Source organism: Owariibacterium komagatae, assembly GCF_045865535.1.
Lineage (GTDB): Bacteria > Bacillota > Clostridia > Oscillospirales > Ruminococcaceae > Ruthenibacterium > Ruthenibacterium komagatae.
Genome location: NZ_AP031406.1, coordinates 3188540 through 3213547, shown reverse-complemented (window position 1 = coordinate 3213547; position 25008 = coordinate 3188540). Strand labels below are relative to the sequence as shown.

Below are 25008 nucleotides of genomic sequence, written 5' to 3'. Positions count from 1 at the left end.
TTGCCATACCTGCTAGTATACCAACAAACGTTTTTCCAGTCAATTACCATGCTCCCAAAAGCCGGGCAAAGGCAAGCAAAATCACCAGCCCAATCACATTGGCCACCAAAAACAGCAACACATAGGAAGCAGCCTTCTGAGGTTGTGCTTTCAAAAACGCTTTCAATGAGATCAAACTGGCCAGGGATGCGATCGGCGTACCCAGACCGCCCAAATCTGTTCCCAAAAGCAATCCTGTTCCATCCTGCGTAAAACCGCTGAGCAGTACAGCTGCCGGAACATTGCTGATGAACTGACTTGCTGCCGCGCTGGCCAAAAGCGCACTTTGGGAAAGTACACTCTCCAAAAGGGATTGCACCGCTGGGATTGCACCGATGTTATCTGCAAAGATAAAAAAGCATACAAAAGTGGCCAGCAGTGCATAATCAATGGATTTAAAGAGGGAGCGGTCGCAAATCAGCAGGCCCAGACAAACCAAAGCCAACACAACGCCATACGGCAAGACCCGAAACACACACAAAAGGCATAACAGAAACAAAACAGTTATCACCGCCAGTGTTCCCGGTTTGCGAATTGACTGGTCCTGACCGAAGCGCACCTCGCAAGCGCGGCCACGGCAGCACAGAGCTGCAACAGCAAGACACACAAAACTGACAGCTGTGTACGGCAGAACCGCTTGAAAAAACTGTCCTGGTGTAAACCCGTAAGTAGAATACAAAAACAAATTCTGCGGATTGCCAACAGGTGTGGCCATGCTTCCCAAATTGGCCGCAATGGTCTGCAATACCACCACCGGGCCCGTCAATTTTTGCTGTCCGGAATGCTCCAGAACCAAAATTGCAAACGGGACAAACGTTATCAACGCCACATCGTTGGTGACAAGCATGGACACAAAAAAGGGCAACATCACCAAACTTAAAACCAAAACCTTTACCGGCCGCTTACCGGACAGCAATTTCTGTGCCAGAAGTTCAAACAGCCCGCAGCGCTGAAATCCTGCCACAACTGCCATCAAACAAAACAAAAGGGCCAACACCCGAAAATCGATTGCTTCCAGATACTCCATTCCCGGCGGTTGCGCAGGGATGGACAAAAGCATGCAGACCGCTGCACAGACCAGCACCGGCTCTTTTTTGCAAAAACGCTTCAATGTTACCAAGATGACGCCGCCCTCTCTTTTTTCCTCTTCATTATAAAAAATTTTCCGGCTGGGAACAAGCGTTCCAATAAAAAAGCACCCGTATGCAACGGGTGCTTTTGAGCGTTCCTTAAATTACTCGTTGATCTTGGAAACAACGCCGGAACCAACCGTACGGCCGCCCTCACGGATAGCGAAGCGCAGACCTTCCTCGATAGCGATCGGGGTGATCAGCTCAACGTCCATGGTGACGTTATCGCCGGGCATGCACATCTCAGTGCCTTCGGGCAGAGTGATGACACCGGTCACGTCGGTGGTACGGAAATAGAACTGCGGACGATAGTTGTTGAAGAACGGAGTGTGACGGCCGCCCTCATCCTTTTTCAGGATGTAAACCTGGCCCTGGAATTTGGTGTGCGGGTGAATGGTGCCCGGTTTCGCCAAAACCTGACCACGCTCGATCTCGGTGCGCTGAATACCACGCAGCAGAGCGCCAACGTTGTCGCCAGCCTCAGCGAAGTCCAGCAGCTTGCGGAACATCTCCAGACCAGTGATAGTGGTCTTCTTCTTCTCGTCAGCCAGACCAACGATCTCAACCTCTTCGCCGACCTTGACCATGCCGCGCTCAACACGACCGGTAGCAACGGTGCCACGGCCAGTGATGGTGAACACGTCCTCAACAGGCATCAGGAAGGGTTTCGCGTCGTCGCGCTCCGGAGTGGGGATATAGCTGTCAACAGCGTCCATCAGCTCCAGGATGCATTTGTACTCAGGAGCATTGATGTCGGTGCTGCTGGACTCCAGAACCTGCAGAGCAGAACCTTTGATGATGGGGGTGTCGTCGCCGGGGAAATCGTACTCGGTCAGCAGATCGCGGATCTCCATCTCGACCAGATCCAGCAGCTCGGGATCGTCAACCTGGTCCACTTTGTTCATGAACACAACGATATAGGGCACGCCGACCTGACGGGACAGCAGGATGTGCTCACGAGTCTGGGGCATGGGGCCGTCAGCAGAAGAAACAACCAGGATAGCGCCGTCCATCTGAGCAGCACCGGTGATCATGTTTTTAACATAGTCAGCATGGCCCGGGCAGTCAACGTGGGCATAGTGACGGGTATCGGTCTCATACTCAACGTGAGCAGTGTTGATCGTAATGCCGCGCTCGCGCTCCTCAGGAGCTTTATCGATGTTGGCATAATCGGTGAACTCAGCGTCGCCTTTCATAGCCAGCACTTTCGTGATAGCAGCAGTCAGAGTGGTTTTACCATGGTCAACGTGGCCGATGGTACCAATGTTAACATGGGGTTTGGAACGCTCAAATTTAGCTTTAGCCATTGGAATTATCCTCCTTTTTAATAAGACCCGTTTCTTAAGGCAATTGTACTAAATCAGCCCTAAAAAATCAAGTATTTTATTCGTGTACAGCCAAACCGACCAACAGTGATCGGTTTGCTGTACAAAAGGCATTAGTCGTTGGACTTAGCCCGGCCCGCCATAATGCTCTCGGCAATGCTCTTGGGCACTTCCGCGTAGTGGCTGGGCTCCATGGAATACTGTCCACGGCCCTGCGTTTTGCTGCGCAGGTCGGTGGCGTAACCGAACATGTTGGACAGCGGGACCAGAGCGTCGATCTGCTGAGAACCGCTGCGCGCCTCGGTGCCCTGAATCTGGCCGCGGCGAGCGTTGACGTCGCCGATAACATCGCCCATATACTCATCGGGAACAATGACAGCCACTTTCATGATGGGCTCGAGAATGACAGGATCGGCTTTGCGCATGGCCTCTTTGAAAGCCATGGAACCGGCGATCTTAAAGGCCATCTCCGAAGAGTCGACCTCGTGATAAGAACCGTCGTACAAAGTGACCTTAACATCCACAACGGGATAGCCAGCAAGCACACCAGCCTGCATAGCGCCCTGAATACCCTGATCGATCGGTCCGATGAACTCTTTGGGGATCGCGCCACCAACGATGGCATTGATGAACTCGTATCCCTTGCCCTGCTCATTCGGCTCGATTTTGATCTTAACATGACCATACTGGCCTTTACCGCCGGACTGACGAGCATACTTGGTATCCTGATCAGCCGCACGGCGAATGGTCTCACGGTAGGCAACCTGCGGAGCGCCCACGTTGGCCTCTACCTTGAATTCACGCAGCAGACGGTCAACGATGATCTCCAGGTGCAGCTCGCCCATGCCGGCAATGATGGTCTGGCCAGTCTCCTCATCCGTATAGGTACGGAAGGTGGGGTCCTCTTCCGCCAGTTTCGCCAGCGCAATGCCCATCTTCTCCTGACCAGCTTTGGTCTTGGGCTCGATGGCAACGCGGATAACAGGCTCGGGAAACTCCATGCTCTCCAGAATGATAGGGTGCTTCTCGTCGCACAGAGTATCGCCCGTGGTGGTGTTTTTCAGACCAACCGCAGCGGCGATATCGCCCGCGTAGCACTCTTCAATATCTTTGCGGTGGTTCGCATGCATCTGCAGGATGCGGCCCAGACGCTCGTTCTGGTCCTTCACGGAGTTGTAAACCGTGGTACCCGCTTTCGCGATACCGGAGTATACACGGAAGAATGCCAGTTTGCCCACAAACGGGTCGGTGGCAATCTTGAACGCCAGCGCAGCCAGAGGAGCATTGTCGTCAGAAGGACGGCTCTCTTCTTCGCCGGTCTCCGGGTTCACGCCCTTGATGTCCTCGATGTCGGTCGGAGCCGGCATGTAGTCCACAATGGCGTCGAGCAGTTTCTGCACGCCTTTATTCTTATAGGAAGTACCGCAAACCACCGGAACGATGGTGTTGGCGATGGTCTCCTTACGGATCGCTTTCTTCATCTCGGGGATGGTCAGCTCTTCGCCGTCCAGGTACTTCATCATCAGCTCTTCGTCGCTTTCAGCAACGGCTTCGATGAGTTTGTCGTGATACTCGGTGGCCAGGTCCATCATATCCTCGGGGATCGGCTCCACGCGGATGTCCTTGCCCAGGTCATCGTAGTACACATAGGCCTGCATCTCCAGCAAATCGATGATGCCTTTGAAGGTCTCCTCTTTGCCGATGGGCAGCTGGAGAGGCACCGCGTTCGCTTTCAAGCGGTCTTTAATCATGTCCAGCACGTGATAGAAATCCGCGCCCATGATGTCCATCTTGTTGACGTAGATCATGCGGGGGACATGGTATTTGTTGGCCTGATGCCAAACAGTCTCAGACTGCGGCTCAACGCCACCCTTTGCGCACATAACGGTCACAGAGCCGTCCAGAACGCGCAGGCTGCGCTCTACCTCAACGGTAAAGTCCACGTGGCCCGGGGTGTCGATGATGTTGATTCTGTGTCTGTTCTTTTTGGCTTTGGCCGGGTCGTTCTGAAACTCGGTGTGGCTCCAGTAGCAGGTGGTCGCAGCAGAGGTGATGGTGATACCACGCTCCTGCTCCTGCGCCATCCAGTCCATCGTAGCGGCACCGTCGTGCGTCTCACCAATCTTGTGATTGATGCCTGTGTAGAACAGGATACGCTCGGTGGTGGTGGTTTTGCCCGCGTCGATGTGAGCCATGATGCCGATGTTTCTGGTCATTTCCAAAGAAACGTCTCTAGGCATAGTTTCCTCCTAAAGTGTTGACACAGATTAATATCTGTAGTGTGCGAAAGCCTTGTTGGCCTCGGCCATCTTGTGCGTATCCTCGCGCTTTTTGCAGGCGCCGCCGTTGCCGTTGCAGGCATCCATGATCTCACCGGCCAGGCGCTCGCACATGGTGCGCTCGCTGCGGGTACGGGAGTAAGTGGTCAGCCAGCGCAGACCCAAAGTCTCGCGGCGGGCAGGACGCACCTCCATGGGAACCTGATAGTTGGCACCGCCGACACGGCGGGATTTGCACTCCAGCACAGGCATGATGTTCTCCAGTGCTTTCTCAAACGCTTCCAGGGGATCGTTGCCGGTTTTCTCCTTCACGATCTCGAAAGCGTCGTAAACGATTTTCTGGGCCACGCCTTTCTTGCCATCATACATGATGTTGTTGATCAGGCGGGTCACCATTTTGGAATTGTACAAAGGATCAGCCAAAACGTCACGCTTTGCAACATTACCTCTTCTGGGCATCTTATCTTCCCTCCTTCATAAAATGATATCATCGGTACTCAAAAGTAATGAACTCCTGTACGGCCACGGAAAAGGCAGATCTATCTGAAAAGCCTTTTATGCGGCGATTGTACTTTTTAAAAGGTGTTTTTTACTTCTTGGCGCCGGCCTTGGGGCGCTTTGCACCGTATTTGGAACGGGCCTGTTTGCGGTTGGCAACACCCTGGGTGTCCAGCGTACCACGGATGATGTGATAACGAACACCAGGCAGGTCCCTCACACGGCCGCCGCGGATCAGAACAACGCTGTGTTCCTGAAGGTTGTGGCCTTCGCCCGGGATATAAGAGGTGACTTCGATGCCGTTGGACAGACGCACACGGGCAACTTTACGCAGAGCAGAGTTCGGCTTTTTCGGGGTCATGGTACGAACTGCAGTGCAGACGCCACGTTTTTGCGGGCTGTTCGCGTCCAAATACGCTTTCTTCTGAGAGTTGTAGGACTTCAGCAGAGCAGGAGCAGTGGACTTCTGGACAAGCACCTCACGGCCTTTGCGCACGAGCTGGTTAAAAGTAGGCATAATTTTCCTCCTTTCTCAAAATATCAAATTTATTATTGCAGCGGGAACCCGCTTGCAACCAAAAAATGGACATGCTGCCGCCTTGGCGCAGCAATTCTATTTTAAAGGGTAAAGCCCGTTCTGTCAACAGAAAAACAGAGAAAATTTCAGCATTTTGCCAAACTTTTTTGCTGTTTTCTACAGCACATACTTTCGTTGACGCTCAGCGCCGTGCAAGAAGTGTTTTTACACACTGCGCAAAGCCCGCGCCGGACTGCTGTCCTGCAAGAAACGTCGGTTTGTGGGAAAGCTTTTCCAAAAACGGTGCGATGTTCGCCACTGCGCAGCTCATTGGAAAATAACCGAACATGGGCTCGTCGTTGGGGGAATCGCCAAAAAACAGGACGGATTCCCGCGGGTCTGTCTCCCCCGTCTCCTGCAGAAACAGTTTTGCCATGCTGACTTTATCGTAATCGCCGTACCAGGTATTGACATGAATGGAACTGATTTTCGTCTGCGCTCCCATCTTCACGCAAATGTCCCGGATCTGCTCTGCTGCAGCCAGGCCCAGGTAAGGCGGCTCCTCATTGAAGTCAATGGCCACATCGTAAATGCGTGCGAACTGATCTCCGGAGACGCGGCAGCCGGGCACCCCTTTCAGGCACGCCTGCTTCACCTGTTCCAGCCGTCCCTGTACATCTCCGGTCGCGACCGATGGGTGCAAAAACACCCGCTTATGCCCTTCTTTCAGGTAGTAGACAAACGCACCATTCTCGCCGATCACCGCATAAACCGGCCACTGCCGGACGATCAGGTCGCACCATCCGGCCGGGCGGCCCGTTACGGGAATAACACGGATGCCCGCTTCATGGAGATCCCACAGCGCACTGTAAGCGCGGGCGGTCAGTTTGCCATCTGTGGTAATGGTGTCATCAATATCACACAGCACATACCGTACCGAACGCGCTTCCCCGGAAGTGATGGATTCAAAATCACGCATGAAAAGCACCTCTCATAAAGGAAAGAGGGGGTCAAGCCCCCTCTTTCTCGGTTTCTTACTCGTTGGCCAGTTCTTCCACCGTAGGCTCTACATTGCGCGGATCGCGTGCTGCCAGAGCAGATTCGACCTCGGGGATGCCCGTGCCTGCGGGAATCAGCTTGCCGATGATAACGTTCTCTTTCAGGCCCATCAGCGGGTCGACCTTGCCCTTGATCGCGGCATCGGTCAGCACGCGCGTGGTCTCCTGGAACGATGCGGCAGACAGGAAGGAATCGGTTGCCAGAGAAGCTTTGGTGATACCCAGCAGGACGCTGGAACCAGTGGCGAACCGCAAGTCCTCTTCGCCTTCCGCCATGCGTGCGGCGACTTTCTCGTTGGCGTCGCGGAATTCGGATTTGTCCACAACCGTGGCGCTGATCAAGCCGGTGCTTCCGGCGTCTTCCACGCGGATCTTGCGCATCATCTGAAGCACGATGACCTCGATGTGCTTGTCGCAGATATCAACGCCCTGCAGGCGGTAGACCTTCTGAACTTCGCTGATCAGATAGTTCTGCACAGCGATGGGGCCTTTGATGGCCAGGATATCCTGCGGATAGGCAAAGCCCTCGGTCAGGATGTCGCCTTTCTCCAGCTGATCGCCGTCCGCCACGCGAATGCGCTGGCCGAAGGGAATCAGATAGTTCTTCTCGCTGGGAGCGCCGTTCTCATCCACACCTTCCACCACAACATGGCGGTTTTTCTTGGTGTCGTCGATGTGCGCCACACCCGCGATCTCGGTCATGATTGCCAGATTCTTCGGGCGGCGTGCCTCGAACAGCTCTTCAACACGGGGCAGACCTTGCGTGATATCTTCCGCCGATGCGATACCGCCGGTATGGAACGTACGCATGGTCAGCTGGGTGCCCGGCTCACCGATGGACTGCGCCGCGATGATGCCGACAGCCTCGCCCAGGCCGACCAGTTCGCCGTTGGCCAGGTTCGCGCCGTAGCACTTGCAGCACACGCCGTGACGGGCGTCGCAGCACAGAACGCTGCGGATCTCCACTTCCTTGATGCCTGCGGCCACGATTTTCTTGGCGTCGTCCTCGGTCATCATCTTGTCCTTGGAAACCAGAACCTCACCTGTGGCGGGATCCAGCACGTCATTGACCGTGAAGCGGCCCTGCAGACGCTCCTCCAGCTTTTCGATCATCTCGTTGCCTTCGCGAATATCGGAGATCATAATGCCATGGGTGGCACCGCAGTCCTCTTCGCGAATGATAACATCCTGAGAAACGTCTACCAGACGGCGGGTCAGGTAACCGGAGTCCGCCGTACGAAGAGCGGTGTCGGCCAAGCCTTTTCGGGCGCCCTTACCGGCGATGAAATATTCCAGAATGTTCAGGCCCTCACGGTAGTTCGCACGGATAGGAATCTCGATGGTCTTACCGGAGGTATTGGCAATCAGGCCGCGCATACCGGCCAGCTGACGGATCTGCGCCATGGAACCACGGGCACCGGAATCCGCCATCATGAAGATGGGGTTGTGCGCATCCAGGTTTTTCTGAAGGGCAGTGGCCACATCCTCAGTGGTCTTGCTCCAGACTTTGATGACGCTGTTGTAGCGTTCATCGTTGGAAATCAAGCCCTTATTGTACTGCTTGGTGATCTTGGTGATCTGCTCCTCAGCAGTGGCCAGAAGTTCTTTCTTCTGCGGCGGGATCACGGCGTCGCAGACAGCGACGGTGACCGCAGCTTTGGTGGAGTATTTATAGCCCTGCGCTTTGATGCGGTCCAGCATCTCGGCAGTGATGGCCGTACCGTGCACATGGATGCAGCGGTCGATGATTTTGCCCAGCGTCTTTTTGGTGACCAGGAACTCGACCTCATAGCGGAACTTATCCTCATCGGAGGTGCGATCCACGAATCCCAGATCCTGGGGAACCGGCTGGTTGAAGATGATGCGGCCCACAGTGGTATCCACAATGCGGCTGCATTCCTGCCCGTCGATCTCCATGGTGCGGCGCACCTTGATTTTCGCCTGCAGGGTGACAATGCCTTCCTGATATGCCATGATGGCCTCGTTCTCATCGCGGAAGATCTTGCCCTCGCCCTTGTCGCCGTCGTTGACCATCGTCAGGTAATAGCTGCCCAGAACCATGTCCTGCGTCGGGACCGTAACAGGTTTGCCGTCGGCCGGTTTCAACAGGTTGCCGGAAGCCAGCATCAGCATACGGGCCTCGCGCTGTGCTTCCACAGACAGAGGTACGTGAACAGCCATCTGGTCGCCGTCGAAGTCCGCGTTGAACGCGGTGCAGACCAGAGGATGCAGCTTGATGGCGCGGCCTTCGACCAGCACCGGCTCAAAAGCCTGGATGCCCAGACGGTGCAGCGTAGGCGCACGGTTCAGCATAACGGGATGGCCTTTGATGACCGTCTCCAGAGAATCCCACACCTCGGTGCGGGTGCGCTCGACCATTTTGCGGGCAGACTTGATGTTGTTGGCAATGCCTTTCTCCACCAGGTCCTTCATGACAAAGGGTTTGAACAGCTCCAGAGCCATCTCCTTGGGCAGACCGCACTGATACATTTTCAGTTCCGGTCCGACCACGATTACGGAACGGCCGGAATAGTCTACGCGCTTGCCCAGCAGGTTCTGACGGAAACGTCCCTGCTTGCCTTTCAGCATGTCGGACAGGCTCTTCAGCGGGCGGTTATTGGGGCCGGTGACCGGACGGCCGCGACGGCCGTTGTCGATCAGCGCGTCCACCGCCTCCTGCAGCATGCGCTTCTCGTTGCGCACGATGATATCAGGCGCACCCAGCTCCAGCAGGCGTTTCAAACGGTTGTTCCGGTTGATGACGCGGCGATACAAATCGTTCAGGTCGGAGGTGGCAAAACGGCCGCCGTCCAGCTGAACCATGGGGCGAATGTCGGGCGGGATCACGGGGATGACATTCATGATCATCCACTCGGGGCGATTGCCGGACACGCGGAAAGCTTCCACAACTTCCAGGCGCTTGAGCAGGCGAATGCGCTTCTGGCCGCTGGCGTTCTCCAGCTCTTCTTTCAGCTCGGCAGAGAGCTTTTCCAGATCGATCTTCGCCAGCAGTTCCTGAATGGCCTCGGCGCCCATGCTCGCCTTGAACTCGTCCTCGTAGCGCTCCAGCATCTCACGATACTCTTTTTCGGTGAGCAGCTGTTTTTCTTCCAGCGGAGTGAAGCCCGGATCGGTGACGATGTACGCTGCAAAGTAAAGCACTTTTTCCAGCAGACGGGGGCTGATGTCCAGCATCAGGCCGATGCGGGAAGGAATGCCCTTGAAGTACCAGATGTGGGAAACCGGCGCGGCCAGTTCAATGTGACCCATGCGCTCACGACGCACTTTTGCGCGCGTAACTTCTACGCCGCAGCGGTCGCAGATCTTGCCTTTGTAACGAATGCGCTTATATTTGCCGCAGTGGCACTCCCAGTCCTTGGTCGGTCCAAAAATGCGTTCGCAAAACAGGCCGTCCCGTTCCGGTTTCAGAGTGCGGTAGTTGATGGTCTCGGGTTTCTTGACTTCACCGTAGCTCCAGTTGCGGATCTGATCCGGAGAAGCAAGGCCAATTTTGATCGAATCAAAAGCGTTGAATTCCATGAAACGAACCCTTTCTTTCTCTTGAATTTGGTGAGTCTCCCCCGCCCGCGCGGTGCGCGGCGGCGGGGGGATGCGTCTTGGACTTACTCTCCGTCGCTCAGCCCATCGTCAGAAAGGCCGAACAGACCGTCGTCTGCAAAAAGAGAGTCGTCGGGTTCAATGTCGAGGCCCGCGTCTTCCGGTGCGTCCTCAATGCTGTAATCGTCGTTCAGTTCGCCTTCCACGACCACGTCGTCGCCGATGGCGAGATCTGCACCATCAAAGCCCATTTCGTCTTCGTCATAGGTCTGCTTGATGTCGATTTCGTTGCCGTCCACATCCTGCACGCGAACATCCAGGCCAAGGCTCTGCAGCTCTTTCATCAGCACGCGGAACGCCTCGGGGATACCCGGCTGCGGCACAGGCTGACCTTTGACAATGGCCTCATAGGTCTTGACACGGCCCACCACGTCGTCCGATTTGACGGTCAGGATCTCCTGCAGCGTGTAAGCAGCGCCGTACGCTTCCAGAGCCCAAACCTCCATCTCGCCGAAACGCTGACCGCCGAACTGAGCCTTGCCGCCCAGAGGCTGCTGGGTGACCAGACTGTACGGACCGGTAGAACGGGCGTGGATCTTATCGTCGACCAGATGATGCAGTTTCAAATAATACATGTAACCCACGGTAACAGGGTTATCGAACTTCTCGCCGGTGCGGCCGTCGTACACAACGCTCTTGCCGTCTTCGCTCTTGCCCGCCATGCGGAACATTTCGCGAATATCAGACTCGTGCGCGCCGTCGAAGACCGGCGTCATCACTTTCCAGCCGAGGGCGGCAGCAGCATAGCCCAAATGGACCTCCAGCACCTGACCGATGTTCATACGGGACGGAACGCCCAGCGGGTTCAGCACGATATCCAGCGGCGTGCCGTCCTCCAGGAAGGGCATATCCTCCTGCGGCAGAATGCGGGACACAACACCTTTGTTGCCGTGACGGCCGGCCATCTTATCGCCTACGCTGATCTTGCGCTTCTGGGCGATGTAGCAGCGGACCACCTGGCGCACGCCGGGCTGCAGTTCGTCGCAGTTTTCAGGAGTGAACACTTTGACATCCACAATGATGCCGTACTCACCATGAGGCACACGCAGAGAGGTATCACGCACCTCGCGTGCCTTCTCGCCGAAGATGGCGCGCAGCAGGCGCTCTTCCGCGGTCAGCTCGGTCTCGCCTTTGGGTGTTACCTTACCGACCAGAATGTCGCCGGCAGAAACTTCCGCACCAATGCGGATAATGCCGCGCTCGTCCAGATCTTTCAGCGCTTCCTCACCCACGTTGGGGATGTCGCGGGTGATCTCCTCGGGTCCGAGTTTCGTCTCGCGGCTCTCGATCTCATACTCCTCAATGTGGATGGAGGTATAAACGTCTTCACGAACGATCTTCTCGTTGATCAGAACGGCGTCCTCGTAGTTGTAACCTTCCCAGGTCATGAAACCGATCAGCGCGTTTTTGCCCAGAGAGATCTCACCGTTCTTGGTCGCGGGACCGTCTGCCAGAACGTCACCTTTTTTGACCTCGTCGCCTTTGTTGACGATGGGGCGCTGGTTGATGCAGGTGCCCTGGTTGGAACGCATGAACTTGATGAGCTCATACTCGTCAGTGGTGGTCTTGGAGGTGCGCACGATGATCTTATCGGCAGTCACTTTCTCAACCACACCGTCGTTTTTGGCCAGAACACACACACCGGAGTCGCAGGCCGCTTTGTATTCCATACCGGTTGCCACAATGGGCTGCTCCGTGACCAGCAGGGGTACTGCCTGACGCTGCATGTTGGAGCCCATCAGCGCACGGTTGGCGTCGTCGTTCTCCAGGAAGGGGATCATTGCGGTAGCCACAGAGACCACCATCTTCGGCGAGACGTCCATGAAGTCCGGACGGCTCTTGTCAACCTCGATGATCTCATCGCGGTAACGGCAGGATACACGATCGCGCATAAAGTGGCCTTCGTCGTCCATCGGCTCGTTGGCCTGCGCAACAATGTACTCGTCCTCTTCGTCGGCGGTCATATAGACCACTTCATCCGTGACAACGCCGCGCTCTTTGTCGATGCGGCGATACGGCGCCTCAATAAAGCCGTACTCGTTGATCTTCGCAAAAGTGGCCAGATAGGAGATCAGACCGATGTTCGGTCCCTCAGGCGTCTCGATGGGGCACATGCGGCCGTAATGCGAGTAGTGAACGTCGCGGACCTCGAATCCGGCGCGGTCACGGGACAAGCCGCCCGGGCCCAGTGCGGACAGACGGCGCTTGTGCGTCAGCTCTGCCAGCGGGTTGTTCTGATCCATGAACTGGCTCAGCGGAGAAGAACCAAAGAATTCCTTGATCGCCGCCACCACGGGACGAATGTTGATGAGAGACTGCGGCGTGACAACTTCCATGTCCTGCGCCTGCAGCGTCATGCGCTCGCGGATCACACGCTCCATACGGGAGAAGCCGATCCGGAACTGGTTCTGCAGCAATTCGCCTACGCTGCGAATGCGGCGGTTGCCCAAATGGTCGATGTCATCGGTGGTGCCGATGCCGTGCGCCAGACCGTTCAGATAGTTGATGGAAGAGAAGATATCATCCACCGTGACCGTTTTTGCGATCAGCTTGTCGTGGTTTTTCACGATCAGCGCTTTCTGCTCTTCCACGTCGCTGGTCTCATCCAGGATGGCACATACCTCGGCAAAGTTGACGCGCTCGTCAATGCCGCACTCCGCTGTGTCGAAGGAGAAGAAGTCATTGGCGTTGACCGTGCCGTTGGAAATGACCTTCACTTCTTTTTCATCCACAGTCACATAGACCACACTCACGCCGGCGCGCTCAGCCGCCATGGCGGTCTCCATGGTGATCTTCTCGCCAGCGGCAGCCAGCAGCTCGCCCGTCAGGGGAGCGATGATATCACGGGCGGCAATCTGGCCCGCAATACGCCGGCCGATGGCCAGCTTCTTGTTCATTTTATAGCGTCCGAACCGGGACAGATCATACCGGCGCGGATCAAAGAACAGTCCGTTCAAATGGCTGGACGCGCTCTCCACTGTGGGGGGCTCACCCGGACGCAGTTTGCGATAGGTTTCCAGCAGGCCCTCTTCCTCGCTCTTGGTGGGGTCTTTGGCCAGTGTGGCCTCGATACGCTCATCGTCACCGAAGAAATCGCGGATCTTCTGATCCTCGCCCAGGCCCAGTGCACGAATCAGCACGGTCACAGGGATCTTGCGGTTTTTATCAATGCGGACGTAGAATACGTCATTGGCATCGGTCTCATACTCCAGCCATGCGCCCCGGTTGGGGTTCATGGTTGCCGTAAACAGCTCCTTGCCGGTCTTGTCATAACTTTTGCCGAAATACACGCCCGGGCTGCGAACCAGCTGAGACACGATCACGCGCTCGGCGCCGTTGTACAAAAACGTGCCGGAGTCGGTCATCAGCGGGAAATCTCCCATGAAGATCTCCTGCTCTTTCACCTCGCCCGTCTCCTTGTTCAGCAGGCGCGCTGTCACGCGCAGAGGAGCGGCATAGGTGGCGTCGCGTTCCTTGCACTCTTTGATGCTGTATTTGGGCTGGGAATCCAGGCGGTAATCGATGAAGTCCAGCACAAGGTTTCCAGTGTAGTCCTCGATCGTGGAAATATCACGGAAGACCTCCTTCAGGCCTTTGTCCAGGAACCACTGATATGAGTTTTTCTGAACCTCGATCAGGTTCGGCATATCGATGACTTCATCGATCTTGGAAAAGCTCATGCGCTCGGTTCTGCCAAGTTGTACGGGCTTGACTTTCACCATAATGTACGACCACTCCTCTTTCTCCAACGTTACAGGGCTTACAAAATGCGCATAAACGGCCTGTCCGACCCATGTTTTTTGGCGTTTTGCACAAATATTTTCGCCATTTTTGTTCACATGGTGCACACTAAGCCATTATGATACATTTAAGCATTATACCCCACAAAACACAAGCCGTCAAGGTGCTTTTTGAAAAAAAGTGACGAAAAAACCACACTTGGCACACAAGGCGCCGTGTGTGGTTTTACGCATTCAGAAGTCAACATCGCCGTCCAAAAGCATCTGGAAATTGACCTTCTGTAATTTTTCATTGATCTCGTCGCTCAGCTTTCGAAATACCTGCTGAAACGTACAGACGCCCGATGCGCCGCGGTTGCACACTCCGTCCTGGGTGCATCTGGACAGATGATATGGTCCTTCCACCGCGTTGATCACGTCTTTCAGGCTCACCTGGGCAGGCGGATTTGCCAATTCGTAGCCGCCCCGGTTTCCTTTGTAGCTGTTTACGATTCCGTTGGCAGCCAGTTTTCCGAGAATTTTTAAGGAGAAACGAAGCGTGACGCACATCTCCTCACTGATGCTGCGGGCGTCCCGCCGGGTGCCACTTTTGGCCAGACAATACACAATGCGAATCGCGTAATCCGATTCCTGCGTAATATGCAATGATGCCACTCCTTTAACTATACTGTATCAATTAACTTTAATCATAAAAAAAAGCGCAGCATTTGTCAAGCGACCGCGCTTTTTTTCACAAAGTCCACACTTATACCCCACGGGACCGTCTGGCATGCACCAGCACAGGCACTTCATACGCCAGCATGACCAGCCAGCCGCCCAGCTGCGCAAAAGCAATGCCCTCAATGCCAAAACCCGGCGCCAGCAGGAAGGTGAAAATCACCCTGCCCAGCATTTGAATCGACGTGGAGAACAGCGTGACCTTCAAATCGCCCATGCCGCGAAAATACCCCTGAATCCAGTTGGTGCAGGCCGGCAGAAGATAGAACAACGCCATCCAATGCAGATATTTTGTTCCCATCTCCACCACGGCTGCATCATCCGGCACGAAAAGCCCCATGATCCCCCGGGCCGACGCCAAAACAATCAGCGCCAGAACCGCCCAGTACGCAGCTTCCAGCACCGCACCCGCACGGAACCCCCGTTCAATGCGCTCTGTTTTGCCGGCTCCGCGGTTCTGTGCAATAAACGTGGTCATGGCATGCGCAATGTTTTGCTGCGGCGTATATGCAAAATCATCCACACGATTCACCGCATTGAACGCAGCGATGGTATCCACACCCAGGGTGTTGACGCAGCTTTGCACCAGCAGTTTTCCAATGTACAGCGCCGCTTGCTGCAACGCCGTCACCCAGCTGTATCCGACGGTCCTGCGCAAAAGATCCCGCCGCGGGAAAAGCTGCGCGCGGCCCGGACGGAGCAGCGGAATGCGCAGCCACACATACGAAACGCACAGTACGCCGCTGAACGTCATGGCCAGTGCCGTGGCCAGCGCCGCGCCTTCCACCCCCATGCCCAAAACCGCTACGAACACATAGTCCACCACGATGTTGGCACAAGCGGATGCAGCCACAAAAAACAGCGGTGTTCGGGAATCCCCCACCGCGCGCAGCGCGCTGGCAAAAAGATTGTACAAAAACGTGAACGGAAGCGCAGCGCACACAATTTGCAAATACAGTGCCGCCGATGGCAGCAGGCTCTCCGGCACTCTGGTCAACCGAAGCAGCGGGCCCGCCAGACCGCCGCAGAGCAGCGCCAGCACCAGCGTAAACCCAAGGCCTGCCGTCAGCGAGGTGCCGATTTCGCAGCGCAGTGTCTCCCGGTCCTGCGCCCCGAAAAATTCGCTCATCAAAACGCCCGCCCCCAGGCAGGCGCCCACCACCAGAAAAGTGATGATGTTGACCACCGGGCCGGCGGCTCCCACAGCCGCCAGCGCTTCTTTGCCGACGAACCGCCCCACGATCACCGCATCGGCCGCATTGTACGTCAGCTGGAACACATTGGCCAGAACCAAAGGCAGCGTAAAGCGGATCAGCGGACGCATCACGCGCCCCTGTGTCATATCCGTCGCCACAACGTCTCCTCCTCAAAAAAGTGGGCCCCGAAGGCCCACTTTTATTTTTTCAGTTTTAATCCAGGAAGTCACGCAGCTTTTTGGAGCGGGAGGGATGCCGCAGCTTGCGCAGAGCCTTGGCCTCGATCTGACGAATGCGTTCACGGGTGACATTGAACTCCTTGCCCACCTCTTCCAAGGTGCGGGGACGGCCGTCCTCCAGACCAAAACGAAGGCGCAGGACTTTTTCCTCACGGGGCGTCAGGCTTTTCAGCACATCGCCCAACTGTTCCCGCAGAAGCGTGTGACTGGCTGCCTCAGCCGGAACCGGAGCATCCTCATCGGGAATGAAATCTCCCAAATGGCTGTCCTCTTCCTCACCGATGGGCGTCTCCAGACTGACCGGCTCCTGAGCAACACGCATGATCTCGCGCACTTTGTCCACCGGCATATCCAGCTCCAGCGCAATTTCGTCCGCAGTGGGCTCATGGCCGTTGCGGTGCAGCAACTGGCTGGAAACCTTTTTCACCTTGTTGATGGTTTCCACCATATGCACCGGAATACGGATGGTGCGGGCCTGATCCGCAATCGCGCGGGTGATGGCCTGCCGGATCCACCAAGTGGCATAGGTAGAGAATTTAAAGCCCTTGGTGTGGTCGAATTTTTCAACGGCCTTGATCAGGCCCAGGTTGCCCTCCTGAATCAGATCCAGGAACTGCATTCCGCGCCCCACATAACGTTTGGCGATGGACACCACCAGACGGAGGTTGGCCTCCGAAAGGCGCTGTTTGGCCTTTTCGCCATCCGGGCCGCCGCTTTGAATCTTAATGGCCAGATCGATCTCTTCTTCCGGGCTGAGCAGCGGAACACGGCCGATCTCTTTCAGGTATACCTTGACCGGGTCGTCGATGGAAACGCCCTCAGCCGTCAGCGCAGATTCCAGCACATCCACCGTGTCTTCGGTGAGCGTAAATTCCTCAGCGTCCGCGTCCGGTTCTTCCACAATCTCGATGTTATTGGCTTCCAGCGTCTCGTAGAGCTTGTCCACCAGCTCCACCTCGAAGCCCATCTCTTCCAGCGTATCGTTGATTTCTTTGGTCGTGACCTTGCCGGCGCGTTTGCCCTGTTCCACCAGGTTCAAAATGATGTTTTTCTTCTCTCCCATAATGACTCCCTTATTCTTATTCAATCTAATATATGTTCTTGGCGTGCGTTCTATCCTTTTTTATCCTTCAGTGCCTGCAGGTAATCCGCCAGTTCGTCCGCCGTTTTCTGTGCGGCCCGGCTGGACTCCGGCACGCTGTGTTCAATGCGGTCCAGATACATCTCCACGTCCTGGCGGGAGAAGCCCACGTCATAGTTCTGTGCCAGCACACGGCTGATCAGCGCCAGTGTCGCTTCTGGTATCTCTCCGGACAACGATGCCACATCCACATTCTCCCCGTTCTGCACCCGCTGAACCACCAGTGCGTAGGCCTGTCCCAGGCCCTCATCCAAAAACGCCTCCGGCTTCACCCGCGCCGCCGCCAGCGGCACGTACGACGGTTCTTTCAGCAGCGCCGCCACCAGCTGCTGCTGCGCAAATGCCACGCCCAGCGCTTTTTGACCGCCCTGCGAAAAAGAAACCTTTACCCGGCCAGCCGCACCTTCTTCCAGCAGACGCTTTTCCCGCTCCTGCTGCTGGCGGCGGTTCCGGGCGCGAATCGCAGACTCCAGCTGATTCAAAATCGCCGGTTTCGCCACATCGGTCTCCTGCGAAAGACGCCCTGCATAAACATCCCGCTCCGTGGCGGACACGTTCCCGGCCAGAACGGCAATTGCGTCTTTCAGATACCCCACTCTTCCATCCGGCGTGGCAATGTCATAATTTGCCCGCGCCTTCTGCAAAGCGTATTCGATGGCATTGGCCGACCCGTTCAAAAGCATTTCAAACCGGTCAGCACCAAACTTTTTAATGTACTCATCCGGGTCTTTTGCATCTGGGATATTCAAAACGGAAACCTTCACGTTGGACGCGGAAAACAGCCGAATGGCTCTGGCTGTGGCCTTCTGGCCCGCCTCATCCGAATCAAAGCAGAGCACCACTTCATCCGCGTAATCGCCGATCAGCTTTACCTGCTCCGACGTAAGAGCGGTGCCGCAGCCTGCCACTGCCGTATCGAATCCCGCCTGATGCATGGAGATCGCATCCAGATTTCCCTCACATAAAATATATCTTCGGGAAGCGGACTTCTTGGCCAGATTCATGGCAAACAGGGTCCGGCTTTTTTTGTACACGATGGTTTCCGGACTGTTGACGTATTTGCGCTGCGGTTTTTCCGAAGTGAAATCCCGCCCGCTGAAGGCAATCACATTGCCCCGCAGATCAATGATGGGGATCATGACCCGGTTGCGGAACATATCGTACAGGCTGCCGCGCTCACTTTTGCGCACCACACCGCTGGCAAGCATCTCCTCCTCGCTGTATCCCAGCTTTCGCAGATGATCGCGCATGCGGTTGAAGCCGTCCGGCGCATAACCCAATCCAAATCGGGTAATGGTCTTGGGGGAAAGGCCCCGCTTTTCCACCCAGTATCGACGCGCGTCACGACCTTCCTCACTTTGAAGACACTCCACAAAAAAGCGCGCCGCGTCTTTGTTGATGGACAGCACACGGCTGCGCAGCCGCCCGGTTTTGTCATCCTCGTCCGGCAGGGGCATTCCCGCCCGGGACGCCAGCGTCTTCACCGCCTCCACATAGTCCACATTGTTGATTTTTTTGATGAACGTGATCACATCGCCGCCCGTGCCGCATCCGAAGCAGTAGAACGACTGCGTCTCCGGATACACCACAAAAGACGGTGTTTTTTCGTTGTGAAACGGGCACAGCCCGGTGTGTGTGCGCCCGCGGTGACGAAGCTGCACATAGCTTTGCACCACATCCACAATGTCGCTGCGCTGCACCAGTTCCTCTATGTATTCATGGGGGATCACAGCCCGTCACCTCCCATCCGGTCCCAATCTCGCTCAGTCAAAGGAGACCACCGGTTTTCCGTCAGCTCCAAGCAGCGGTGTGATTCCGCCGCCCTGGCCGGTCCAGTTGATCAGGTACTGAACGCCGGTCTCCCGATCCCGCAGAATGCGCACTTCTGTGCTGAAAGAGACCGCCTGCTTGTAAATCACTTCAAATCGCTTTTCGTCCATCTTTCCTCCTCAAAGCACATGCCACTTCTGGGGCACGAACAATTCTTCGAACGTGCGCGTCGCATATTCGTCGCTCATGCCGGAAATATAATCGGTCACGGCGCGGTCCGCCCCTTCGTTCCAAACAATGTACAAATAGTCCTGCGGCATATGGGTGGGATGCTCCCGGAAATAGTTGTACAGTTCCTCAATGAGCTTGTCCACCTTTTTTTCCTCGCGCTTTGCCACCCGGTCCACATATACTGTGCTGTACATAAAATCGTGCAGCGCTTCATAGGCGCCGGCCACTTCACTGTCCATACCGATGGTTTCCGCACCGTGATCGATCATGGAACAGATCATGGTGGTGATGCGCCGGGACTTTGTGTCTCCCAGCACCCGGGTGATCTCTTTGGGAAGATCCTCATTCCGGAGAACACCGGCTTCCACCGCATCCTCTATATCATGGTTCATGTAGGCGATGTGGTCCGCATAGCGCACGATCTGCCCTTCCCGCGTAGCCGCCCAGGCCCCTTTGGTATGGCACACAATGCCATTGCGCACTTCCCATGTCAGATTCAGGCCCTTGCCGCCTTTTTCCAGACGGGTCACCACACGCACGCTTTGCTCGTAATGCTTGAACCCGCCCGGGCACAAACGGTTCAGCGCCCGTTCGCCTGCATGGCCGAACGGCGTATGTCCCAAATCGTGCGCCAGCGCGATGGCCTCGGTCAAATCCTCATTCAGGCGCAGCGCACGGGCAATGGTCCGGGCAATCTGGCTGACCTCCAGCGTATGTGTCAGCCGCGTTCTGTAGTGATCTCCCTCCGGCGAGAGGAACACCTGCGTTTTCTGCTTCAGCCGACGAAACGCCTTGCAGTGGATGACGCGGTCCCGATCCCGCTGATAGCAGGTGCGCACCGGGCATTCTTCCTCGGGCTTTTCTCGCCCGCGGCTGTTCTCGCTCAGCGACGCATAAGGAGACAGCGTCATCCGCTCGATTTCTTCCGTCCGTTCACGCACCGTCATATTTCAGCCTCCTTGCCGCGAAAAAGGTGTTTCATATACTCTATACGACAGAAAGGCGCGATTTCCCTTGTGATTTTTGTAAATTTTTTGTTTCGGCGCACAAAAATCTAAAAAGGCGCATGATACGGTTTTGAAATCTGAATCTCCGCACTGCCCCGGCACAGTTGCTGCACCTTGGGCAGCAACCCCTCTTCCGTGCCCGCAAGCATCACAAAGGGAAGCGCCACTTTGTCCGTAAATTGTGCCTCTTCCAGGCGGGCACCCTGTTCTGTCAGCAATTTCACCGCCGTCTCATACAGCGGATAATCCACGGTCCACACGCCCCGCACGCACACGCGTACGCACAGGACCTTTGCCCGGGAAATCGCTGCGGCCGCAGCCGCCGTATAAGCTCTCACCAGGCCGCCGGTTCCTAAAAGCGTGCCGCCAAAATAACGGGTGGTCACCACAATGCAGTCCACCAGCCCCGCATGACGAATGGCTTCCAAGGTGGGAAGTCCGCTTGTTTTCGCGGGCTCACCGTCATCGGAATATCGGGTGCGCATACCGTCCCGCAGGACGTACGCATACACGTTATGATTCGCAGTCCGGTGCTGGGCACGCACCTCATTCAACACCGCCAGCGCCTTCTCTTCCGTGTCTGCAAAGGAGATTCTGGAGAGAAATTTCGATCGCTTCTCTTCGATTTCCGCGGTGGCCGTTCCCTCAATGGTCCGGTATTCTTCCATCTTGCCGCACCTCTTTTTCCAAAGGAGTTCAGACAACAAAACAAAGGGCGGTCGTAAAACCGCCCTTTGCAAGTTCGCTATTAGTCCAGGTTGAAACGCTTTTTGAAGCGGTCCACGCGTCCGCCGGTATCGACCAGTTTCTGCTTGCCGGTGTAGAAGGGATGGCATTTGTTGCACACCTCAACGTGAATCTCCGGCTTCGTGGAACGAGTGTGAATCGTATTGCCGCAAGCGCAGGTGATCACACATTCCTGGTACTTCGGATGGATTCCTTCTTTCATTCAGGTTCACCTCTTTCTGGTTTTGATCTTTCAGGGGCCATGCTCGATACATGCGCCCAATCACAACCTTCAATGGAGGCTACCAGCATACGCCATCCTGTGCGTATGGAGCAGCCGTCGGAACGATTGCTCAAATACTATACCACACTTTTTCAAAAAGTGCAAGCCTTATTTCAGCATCGGCTCCACTGCCGCCGCCAGTGCTTTCTGCTGAGCCTCTGCTTCCGCCAGGTCTTTGCCCAGCGTGGTGAAATAGGTTTTGATCTTCGGCTCTGTACCGGAAGGACGCACCACCACGGTAGCGCCACCCTCCAGGGAATAAATCAGCACATTGGCAGCGGGCAGGCCCGTCTCCTCCGGCTTTTTATAGTCCGCCACCTTGATCACCGGATAGCCCGCGAATTCTTTCGGCGGGTTCTCGCGCAGGCGGGACATGATGCCGGCCATCGTCTCCATGCCGGACAGCCCCGGGAACTCGTAGCTGTTGACCTTGTTCAGATAACGGCCATACTCTGCGTAAATGCGCTCCAGTTCCTCTTTGATGGAAGAACCGATGCTGCGATAATAAGCGGCCATCTCACAAATGAGCATGGAGCCGATCACCGCGTCTTTGTCGCGCACATAGCTGCCTGCAAGATATCCGTAGCTCTCTTCAAACCCGAAGATAAAGCGCTCCACCTCGCCGGCCGCTTCCAGGCTTGCAATCTGATCGCCGATCCATTTGAAGCCCGTCAGAACATTGCGGCACTCCACGCCGTAATGCGCTGCCACCACGTCCGCCAGCGGCGTGGATACAATGGATTTCACGCACACGGGATTCTCGGGCATGGTTCCGTTCTCAATGCGGCCTTTGCAGATATAATCCAGCAGCAGCACGCCGACCTCATTGCCGCTCAGCAGCTGATAGCTTCCATCCTTGCAGCGCACCGCAATGCCCACGCGGTCCGCGTCGGGATCGGTGGCCAGCATCAGGTCCGCGCCCTCTTTCTCGGCCAGTTCCAGGCCCAATGCCAGAGCCTCACGAATCTCGGGGTTGGGATAGGGGCAGGTGGGGAAGTTGCCATCCGGATCTTTCTGTTCAGGCACAATGGTGATGTCGGTAATGCCGATGTCGTTCAGCACACGGGTCACCGGCACCAGACCGGAACCGTTCAGCGGGCTGTAAACCAGCTTCAAGCCTGCCGTTTTGCACAAACCGGGCCGCACGCTGCGGCTCTTGATGGCCTCGTACAGAGCTTCGTAGCAGGCATCTTCCACATACTGAACCAGACCGCTCTCCAGGCCCTCTTCAAAGCTCATGGTCGCCGCGCCGTTGAGCACGTCGATCTTCTGAATTTCGTTGTACACGATGTCGGCCGCCTCATCGGTCAGCTGGCATCCATCCGGGCCGTACGCTTTGTAGCCGTTGTACTTGGAGGGGTTGTGGCTGGCAGTGACCATGACGCCCGCGTTGCAATGATAATACCGTGTGGCAAAGCTCAGCGCAGGAACCGGCATCAGCGCCTTGTAAATGCGCACGTGAACACCGTTTGCAGCCAGCACACAGGCCGCCTCTCTGGCGAACACATCGCTTTTGATCCGGCTGTCATAACTGATGGCCACAGTCTGTGTGCCGCCCTGTGTTTTGACCCAGTTGGCCAGACCCTGTGTGGCCTGACGAACAACATAAATATTCATGCGGTTGGTGCCCGCGCCCAAAACGCCGCGCAGGCCGGCGGTGCCAAAGGCAAGCTTCACCGCAAAACGGTCCTTGATCTCTTCATCCATGCCCTGAATGCTCAGCAGCTCCGGGCGAAGATCTTTATCTTCCAGGTCCGCGGCAAGCCAGCGCTCATACTCGGCTTTGTATTCCATGTTTCTATACCCCGCTTTCTCAACATTTGCACAGGTCTCATTGACCTGTTTAAATGATAAACTTTTCCCCGTGTAATGTCAATTCACTCTTGTGTAAAAAGGCTGAAAAAGATATACTGTAACCACAATATTTTGTCGAAAAGGCGGTTGATATCGGAATGTTCGCCACAGTCAACAGTCTTGGGGTATATGCACTTTCCGGTTTTGCTGTGCGTGTAGAGGCGGATGTGAGCGGCGGCCTGCCCCAATTTGCGATCGTCGGTCTGCCGGACAGCGCCGTAAAAGAATCGGCCGACCGGGTGCGCAGTGCCCTGAAAAATCTGTCTTTCACCTGGCCCGCCAGCCGCATTACCGTCAATCTGGCTCCCGCGGACATCAAAAAGACCGGTGCGGTATACGACCTTCCCGTCCTTCTGGCAATTTTGTGCGCCAGCAGACAGTTGGAGAGCGTTCCCGCTGATGCGGCTTTTCTGGGAGAACTGTCGCTGGACGGCCAGGTTCGCAGCGTCACCGGCGTGCTGCCCATGGCATTGGCCGCGCGGGAAGCCGGGCTGCGCACGCTGTTTGTTCCCGCCGAAAACGCGGCGGAAGCGGCCGCAGCGGGAGAACTGACCGTCTACCCTGTGCACAGCGCATTGGATGTGGTGCGCCATCTGCGCGGAGAGCAGCTTCTTGCGCCCGCAGATCCGGTCTCCTTTTCCGCCGTGCTCGGCGCCGATGTGCCGGATTTTGCCGATGTGCACGGACAGCCGGAAGCACGTCGCGCCATGGAGATCGCCGCTGCCGGCGGACACAATATTCTGCTCATCGGCGCGCCGGGCACCGGAAAAAGCATGCTGGCCAAACGGCTCCCCGGCATTCTGCCGCCTCTGACACGTTCCGAGGCTGTGGACTGCACCAAAATTTATTCGGTGGCCGGGCTTCTGGAAAAAGGCAGTTCGCTGATGACGCGCCGCCCCTTTCGCGCGCCGCATCACTCGGTGAGCGCCGCCGGCCTGGCAGGTGGCGGAAGCACGCCCCGCCCCGGGGAAGTAAGCCTTTCGCACAACGGCGTTTTGTTTTTGGATGAGCTGCCGGAATTCCGGCGCGATGTACTGGAAATTCTGCGTCAGCCCATGGAAGACGGTCATGTGACCGTCAGCCGTGTGGCGGGAAGTGCGGTTTTCCCGTCCCGCTTCATGCTGGTGGCAGCCATGAACCCCTGCCCCTGCGGATATTTCGGCCATCCCACCCGGGCATGTACCTGCTCGCCCGGAGCCATCAACCGCTATCTGCAAAAAATTTCCGGTCCCCTTCTGGACCGCATTGATCTTCACGTGGAGGTCGCCCCGGTCAACTACGAAGAACTGCGCCGGGAAAGCGGCGGCGAACGCAGCGCAGATATTCTCAGGCGGGTGTGCGCTGCCCGGGACCGCCAGACAAAGCGCTACGAAGGGACCGGCATTTCATGCAACGCCCAGCTTCCCAGCGCCATGCTGCGCCAAGCCTGCCCCATGACCCGGGACGCGGAAAAAATTCTGGAATCCGCTTTTCAGAGTTTGGGACTTTCAGCCCGCGCATATGACCGGGTATTGAAAGTCAGCCGCACCATTGCAGATCTGGACGGCAGCGAAACCCTGGAGGTCTGGCATGTCAGTGAGGCCGTGCAGTACCGCAATCTGGACCGCAAATACTGGTATTCGCTGTAATCAAAAACCTCC

18 protein-coding genes are annotated in these 25008 nt (G+C 56.2%); 1 reads left to right on the top strand and 17 read right to left on the bottom strand.

The window, feature by feature from the left end; translation table 11 throughout:
• Positions 1 to 43: 43 nt before the first annotated feature.
• The 17 genes from ACKTS9_RS16130 to ACKTS9_RS16050 all read right to left on the bottom strand — a co-directional run bounded on the left by ACKTS9_RS16130 (position 44) and on the right by ACKTS9_RS16050 (position 23308).
• Positions 44 to 1159 carry an SLC13 family permease gene (locus ACKTS9_RS16130; protein ID WP_349216420.1) on the bottom strand — a complete coding sequence of 372 codons (1116 nt, stop codon included), beginning with the start codon at positions 1157 to 1159 and terminating at the stop codon, positions 44 to 46.
• A 114-nt stretch (positions 1160 to 1273) separates the two neighbouring features.
• Positions 1274 to 2476 carry an elongation factor Tu gene (gene tuf / locus ACKTS9_RS16125; protein WP_349216421.1) on the bottom strand — a complete coding sequence of 401 codons (1203 nt, stop codon included), beginning with the start codon at positions 2474 to 2476 and terminating at the stop codon, positions 1274 to 1276.
• Positions 2477 to 2607: 131 nt separating this feature from the next.
• The gene (gene fusA / locus ACKTS9_RS16120) at positions 2608 to 4734 is read right to left on the bottom strand and encodes an elongation factor G (protein ID WP_349216422.1); all 2127 of its coding nucleotides are present in this window, start codon (positions 4732 to 4734) and stop codon (positions 2608 to 2610) included.
• Positions 4735 to 4761: 27 nt separating this feature from the next.
• Positions 4762 to 5232 (bottom strand): 30S ribosomal protein S7, encoded by a 471-nt coding sequence (rpsG, locus tag ACKTS9_RS16115; RefSeq protein ID WP_349216423.1) that lies wholly within the window; start codon positions 5230 to 5232, stop codon positions 4762 to 4764.
• A 130-nt stretch (positions 5233 to 5362) separates the two neighbouring features.
• Positions 5363 to 5788 carry a 30S ribosomal protein S12 gene (gene rpsL, locus ACKTS9_RS16110; RefSeq protein WP_407881807.1) on the bottom strand — a complete coding sequence of 142 codons (426 nt, stop codon included), beginning with the start codon at positions 5786 to 5788 and terminating at the stop codon, positions 5363 to 5365.
• 202 nt (positions 5789 to 5990) lie between these two features.
• Entirely contained in the window at positions 5991 to 6767 is a 777-nt protein-coding gene (locus ACKTS9_RS16105) for an HAD-IIB family hydrolase (RefSeq protein ID WP_407881806.1), read from the bottom strand.
• 55 nt (positions 6768 to 6822) lie between these two features.
• Positions 6823 to 10386: a DNA-directed RNA polymerase subunit beta' gene (gene rpoC / locus ACKTS9_RS16100; protein ID WP_407881805.1), complete on the bottom strand. Its 3564-nt coding sequence runs from the start codon at positions 10384 to 10386 to the stop codon at positions 6823 to 6825.
• A gap of 83 nt (positions 10387 to 10469) precedes the next feature.
• Positions 10470 to 14186 (bottom strand): DNA-directed RNA polymerase subunit beta, encoded by a 3717-nt coding sequence (gene rpoB / locus ACKTS9_RS16095; RefSeq protein WP_407881804.1) that lies wholly within the window; start codon positions 14184 to 14186, stop codon positions 10470 to 10472.
• Positions 14187 to 14438: 252 nt separating this feature from the next.
• The gene (locus tag ACKTS9_RS16090) at positions 14439 to 14849 is read right to left on the bottom strand and encodes an RrF2 family transcriptional regulator (RefSeq protein ID WP_349216428.1); all 411 of its coding nucleotides are present in this window, start codon (positions 14847 to 14849) and stop codon (positions 14439 to 14441) included.
• Between the two features lie 100 nt (positions 14850 to 14949).
• The gene (locus ACKTS9_RS16085; RefSeq protein ID WP_349216429.1) at positions 14950 to 16275 is read right to left on the bottom strand and encodes an MATE family efflux transporter; all 1326 of its coding nucleotides are present in this window, start codon (positions 16273 to 16275) and stop codon (positions 14950 to 14952) included.
• Positions 16276 to 16330: 55 nt separating this feature from the next.
• On the bottom strand, positions 16331 to 17419 hold the full coding sequence (gene rpoD / locus ACKTS9_RS16080; RefSeq protein WP_349216452.1) for an RNA polymerase sigma factor RpoD: 1089 nt from the start codon (positions 17417 to 17419) through the stop codon (positions 16331 to 16333).
• Positions 17420 to 17469: 50 nt separating this feature from the next.
• Entirely contained in the window at positions 17470 to 19227 is a 1758-nt protein-coding gene (gene dnaG, locus ACKTS9_RS16075; RefSeq protein WP_349216430.1) for a DNA primase, read from the bottom strand.
• A 33-nt stretch (positions 19228 to 19260) separates the two neighbouring features.
• Entirely contained in the window at positions 19261 to 19437 is a 177-nt protein-coding gene (locus ACKTS9_RS16070) for a DUF6440 family protein (RefSeq protein ID WP_349216431.1), read from the bottom strand.
• A 9-nt stretch (positions 19438 to 19446) separates the two neighbouring features.
• Positions 19447 to 20445, bottom strand: a complete 999-nt coding sequence (locus ACKTS9_RS16065; protein ID WP_349216432.1) for a deoxyguanosinetriphosphate triphosphohydrolase — start codon at positions 20443 to 20445, stop codon at positions 19447 to 19449.
• Between the two features lie 107 nt (positions 20446 to 20552).
• Positions 20553 to 21173, bottom strand: a complete 621-nt coding sequence (locus ACKTS9_RS16060) for an IMPACT family protein (protein WP_349216433.1) — start codon at positions 21171 to 21173, stop codon at positions 20553 to 20555.
• An 80-nt stretch (positions 21174 to 21253) separates the two neighbouring features.
• On the bottom strand, positions 21254 to 21454 hold the full coding sequence (gene rpmE, locus ACKTS9_RS16055) for a 50S ribosomal protein L31 (protein ID WP_349216434.1): 201 nt from the start codon (positions 21452 to 21454) through the stop codon (positions 21254 to 21256).
• A 168-nt stretch (positions 21455 to 21622) separates the two neighbouring features.
• Complete coding sequence (locus ACKTS9_RS16050; protein ID WP_349216435.1) at positions 21623 to 23308, bottom strand: phospho-sugar mutase; 1686 nt, start codon at positions 23306 to 23308, stop codon at positions 21623 to 21625.
• Positions 23309 to 23466: 158 nt separating this feature from the next.
• On the opposite strand from ACKTS9_RS16050, the gene ACKTS9_RS16045 reads away from it, so the two are divergent.
• Positions 23467 to 24996: a YifB family Mg chelatase-like AAA ATPase gene (locus ACKTS9_RS16045; protein WP_349216436.1), complete on the top strand. Its 1530-nt coding sequence runs from the start codon at positions 23467 to 23469 to the stop codon at positions 24994 to 24996.
• The last annotated feature ends 12 nt before the right edge of the window (positions 24997 to 25008 follow it).

Excerpts from the sequence above, each read along its gene's own strand:
- fusA (WP_349216422.1), bottom strand. The coding sequence starts at position 4,734 with ATGCCTAGAGACGTTTCTTTGGAAATGACCAGAAACATCGGCATCATG.
- rpoC (WP_407881805.1), bottom strand. The coding sequence starts at position 10,386 with ATGGAATTCAACGCTTTTGATTCGATCAAAATTGGCCTTGCTTCTCCG.
- rpmE (WP_349216434.1), bottom strand. The coding sequence starts at position 21,454 with ATGAAAGAAGGAATCCATCCGAAGTACCAGGAATGTGTGATCACCTGC.
- ACKTS9_RS16045 (WP_349216436.1), top strand. The coding sequence starts at position 23,467 with ATGTTCGCCACAGTCAACAGTCTTGGGGTATATGCACTTTCCGGTTTT.
- ACKTS9_RS16070 (WP_349216431.1), bottom strand. The coding sequence starts at position 19,437 with ATGGACGAAAAGCGATTTGAAGTGATTTACAAGCAGGCGGTCTCTTTC.
- ACKTS9_RS16065 (WP_349216432.1), bottom strand. The coding sequence starts at position 20,445 with ATGACGGTGCGTGAACGGACGGAAGAAATCGAGCGGATGACGCTGTCT.
- ACKTS9_RS16105 (WP_407881806.1), bottom strand. The coding sequence starts at position 6,767 with ATGCGTGATTTTGAATCCATCACTTCCGGGGAAGCGCGTTCGGTACGG.
- ACKTS9_RS16060 (WP_349216433.1), bottom strand. The coding sequence starts at position 21,173 with ATGGAAGAATACCGGACCATTGAGGGAACGGCCACCGCGGAAATCGAA.
- ACKTS9_RS16050 (WP_349216435.1), bottom strand. The coding sequence starts at position 23,308 with ATGGAATACAAAGCCGAGTATGAGCGCTGGCTTGCCGCGGACCTGGAA.
- rpsG (WP_349216423.1), bottom strand. The coding sequence starts at position 5,232 with ATGCCCAGAAGAGGTAATGTTGCAAAGCGTGACGTTTTGGCTGATCCT.
- rpsL (WP_407881807.1), bottom strand. The coding sequence starts at position 5,788 with ATGCCTACTTTTAACCAGCTCGTGCGCAAAGGCCGTGAGGTGCTTGTC.
- rpoD (WP_349216452.1), bottom strand. The coding sequence starts at position 17,419 with ATGGGAGAGAAGAAAAACATCATTTTGAACCTGGTGGAACAGGGCAAA.
- tuf (WP_349216421.1), bottom strand. The coding sequence starts at position 2,476 with ATGGCTAAAGCTAAATTTGAGCGTTCCAAACCCCATGTTAACATTGGT.
- rpoB (WP_407881804.1), bottom strand. The coding sequence starts at position 14,186 with ATGGTGAAAGTCAAGCCCGTACAACTTGGCAGAACCGAGCGCATGAGC.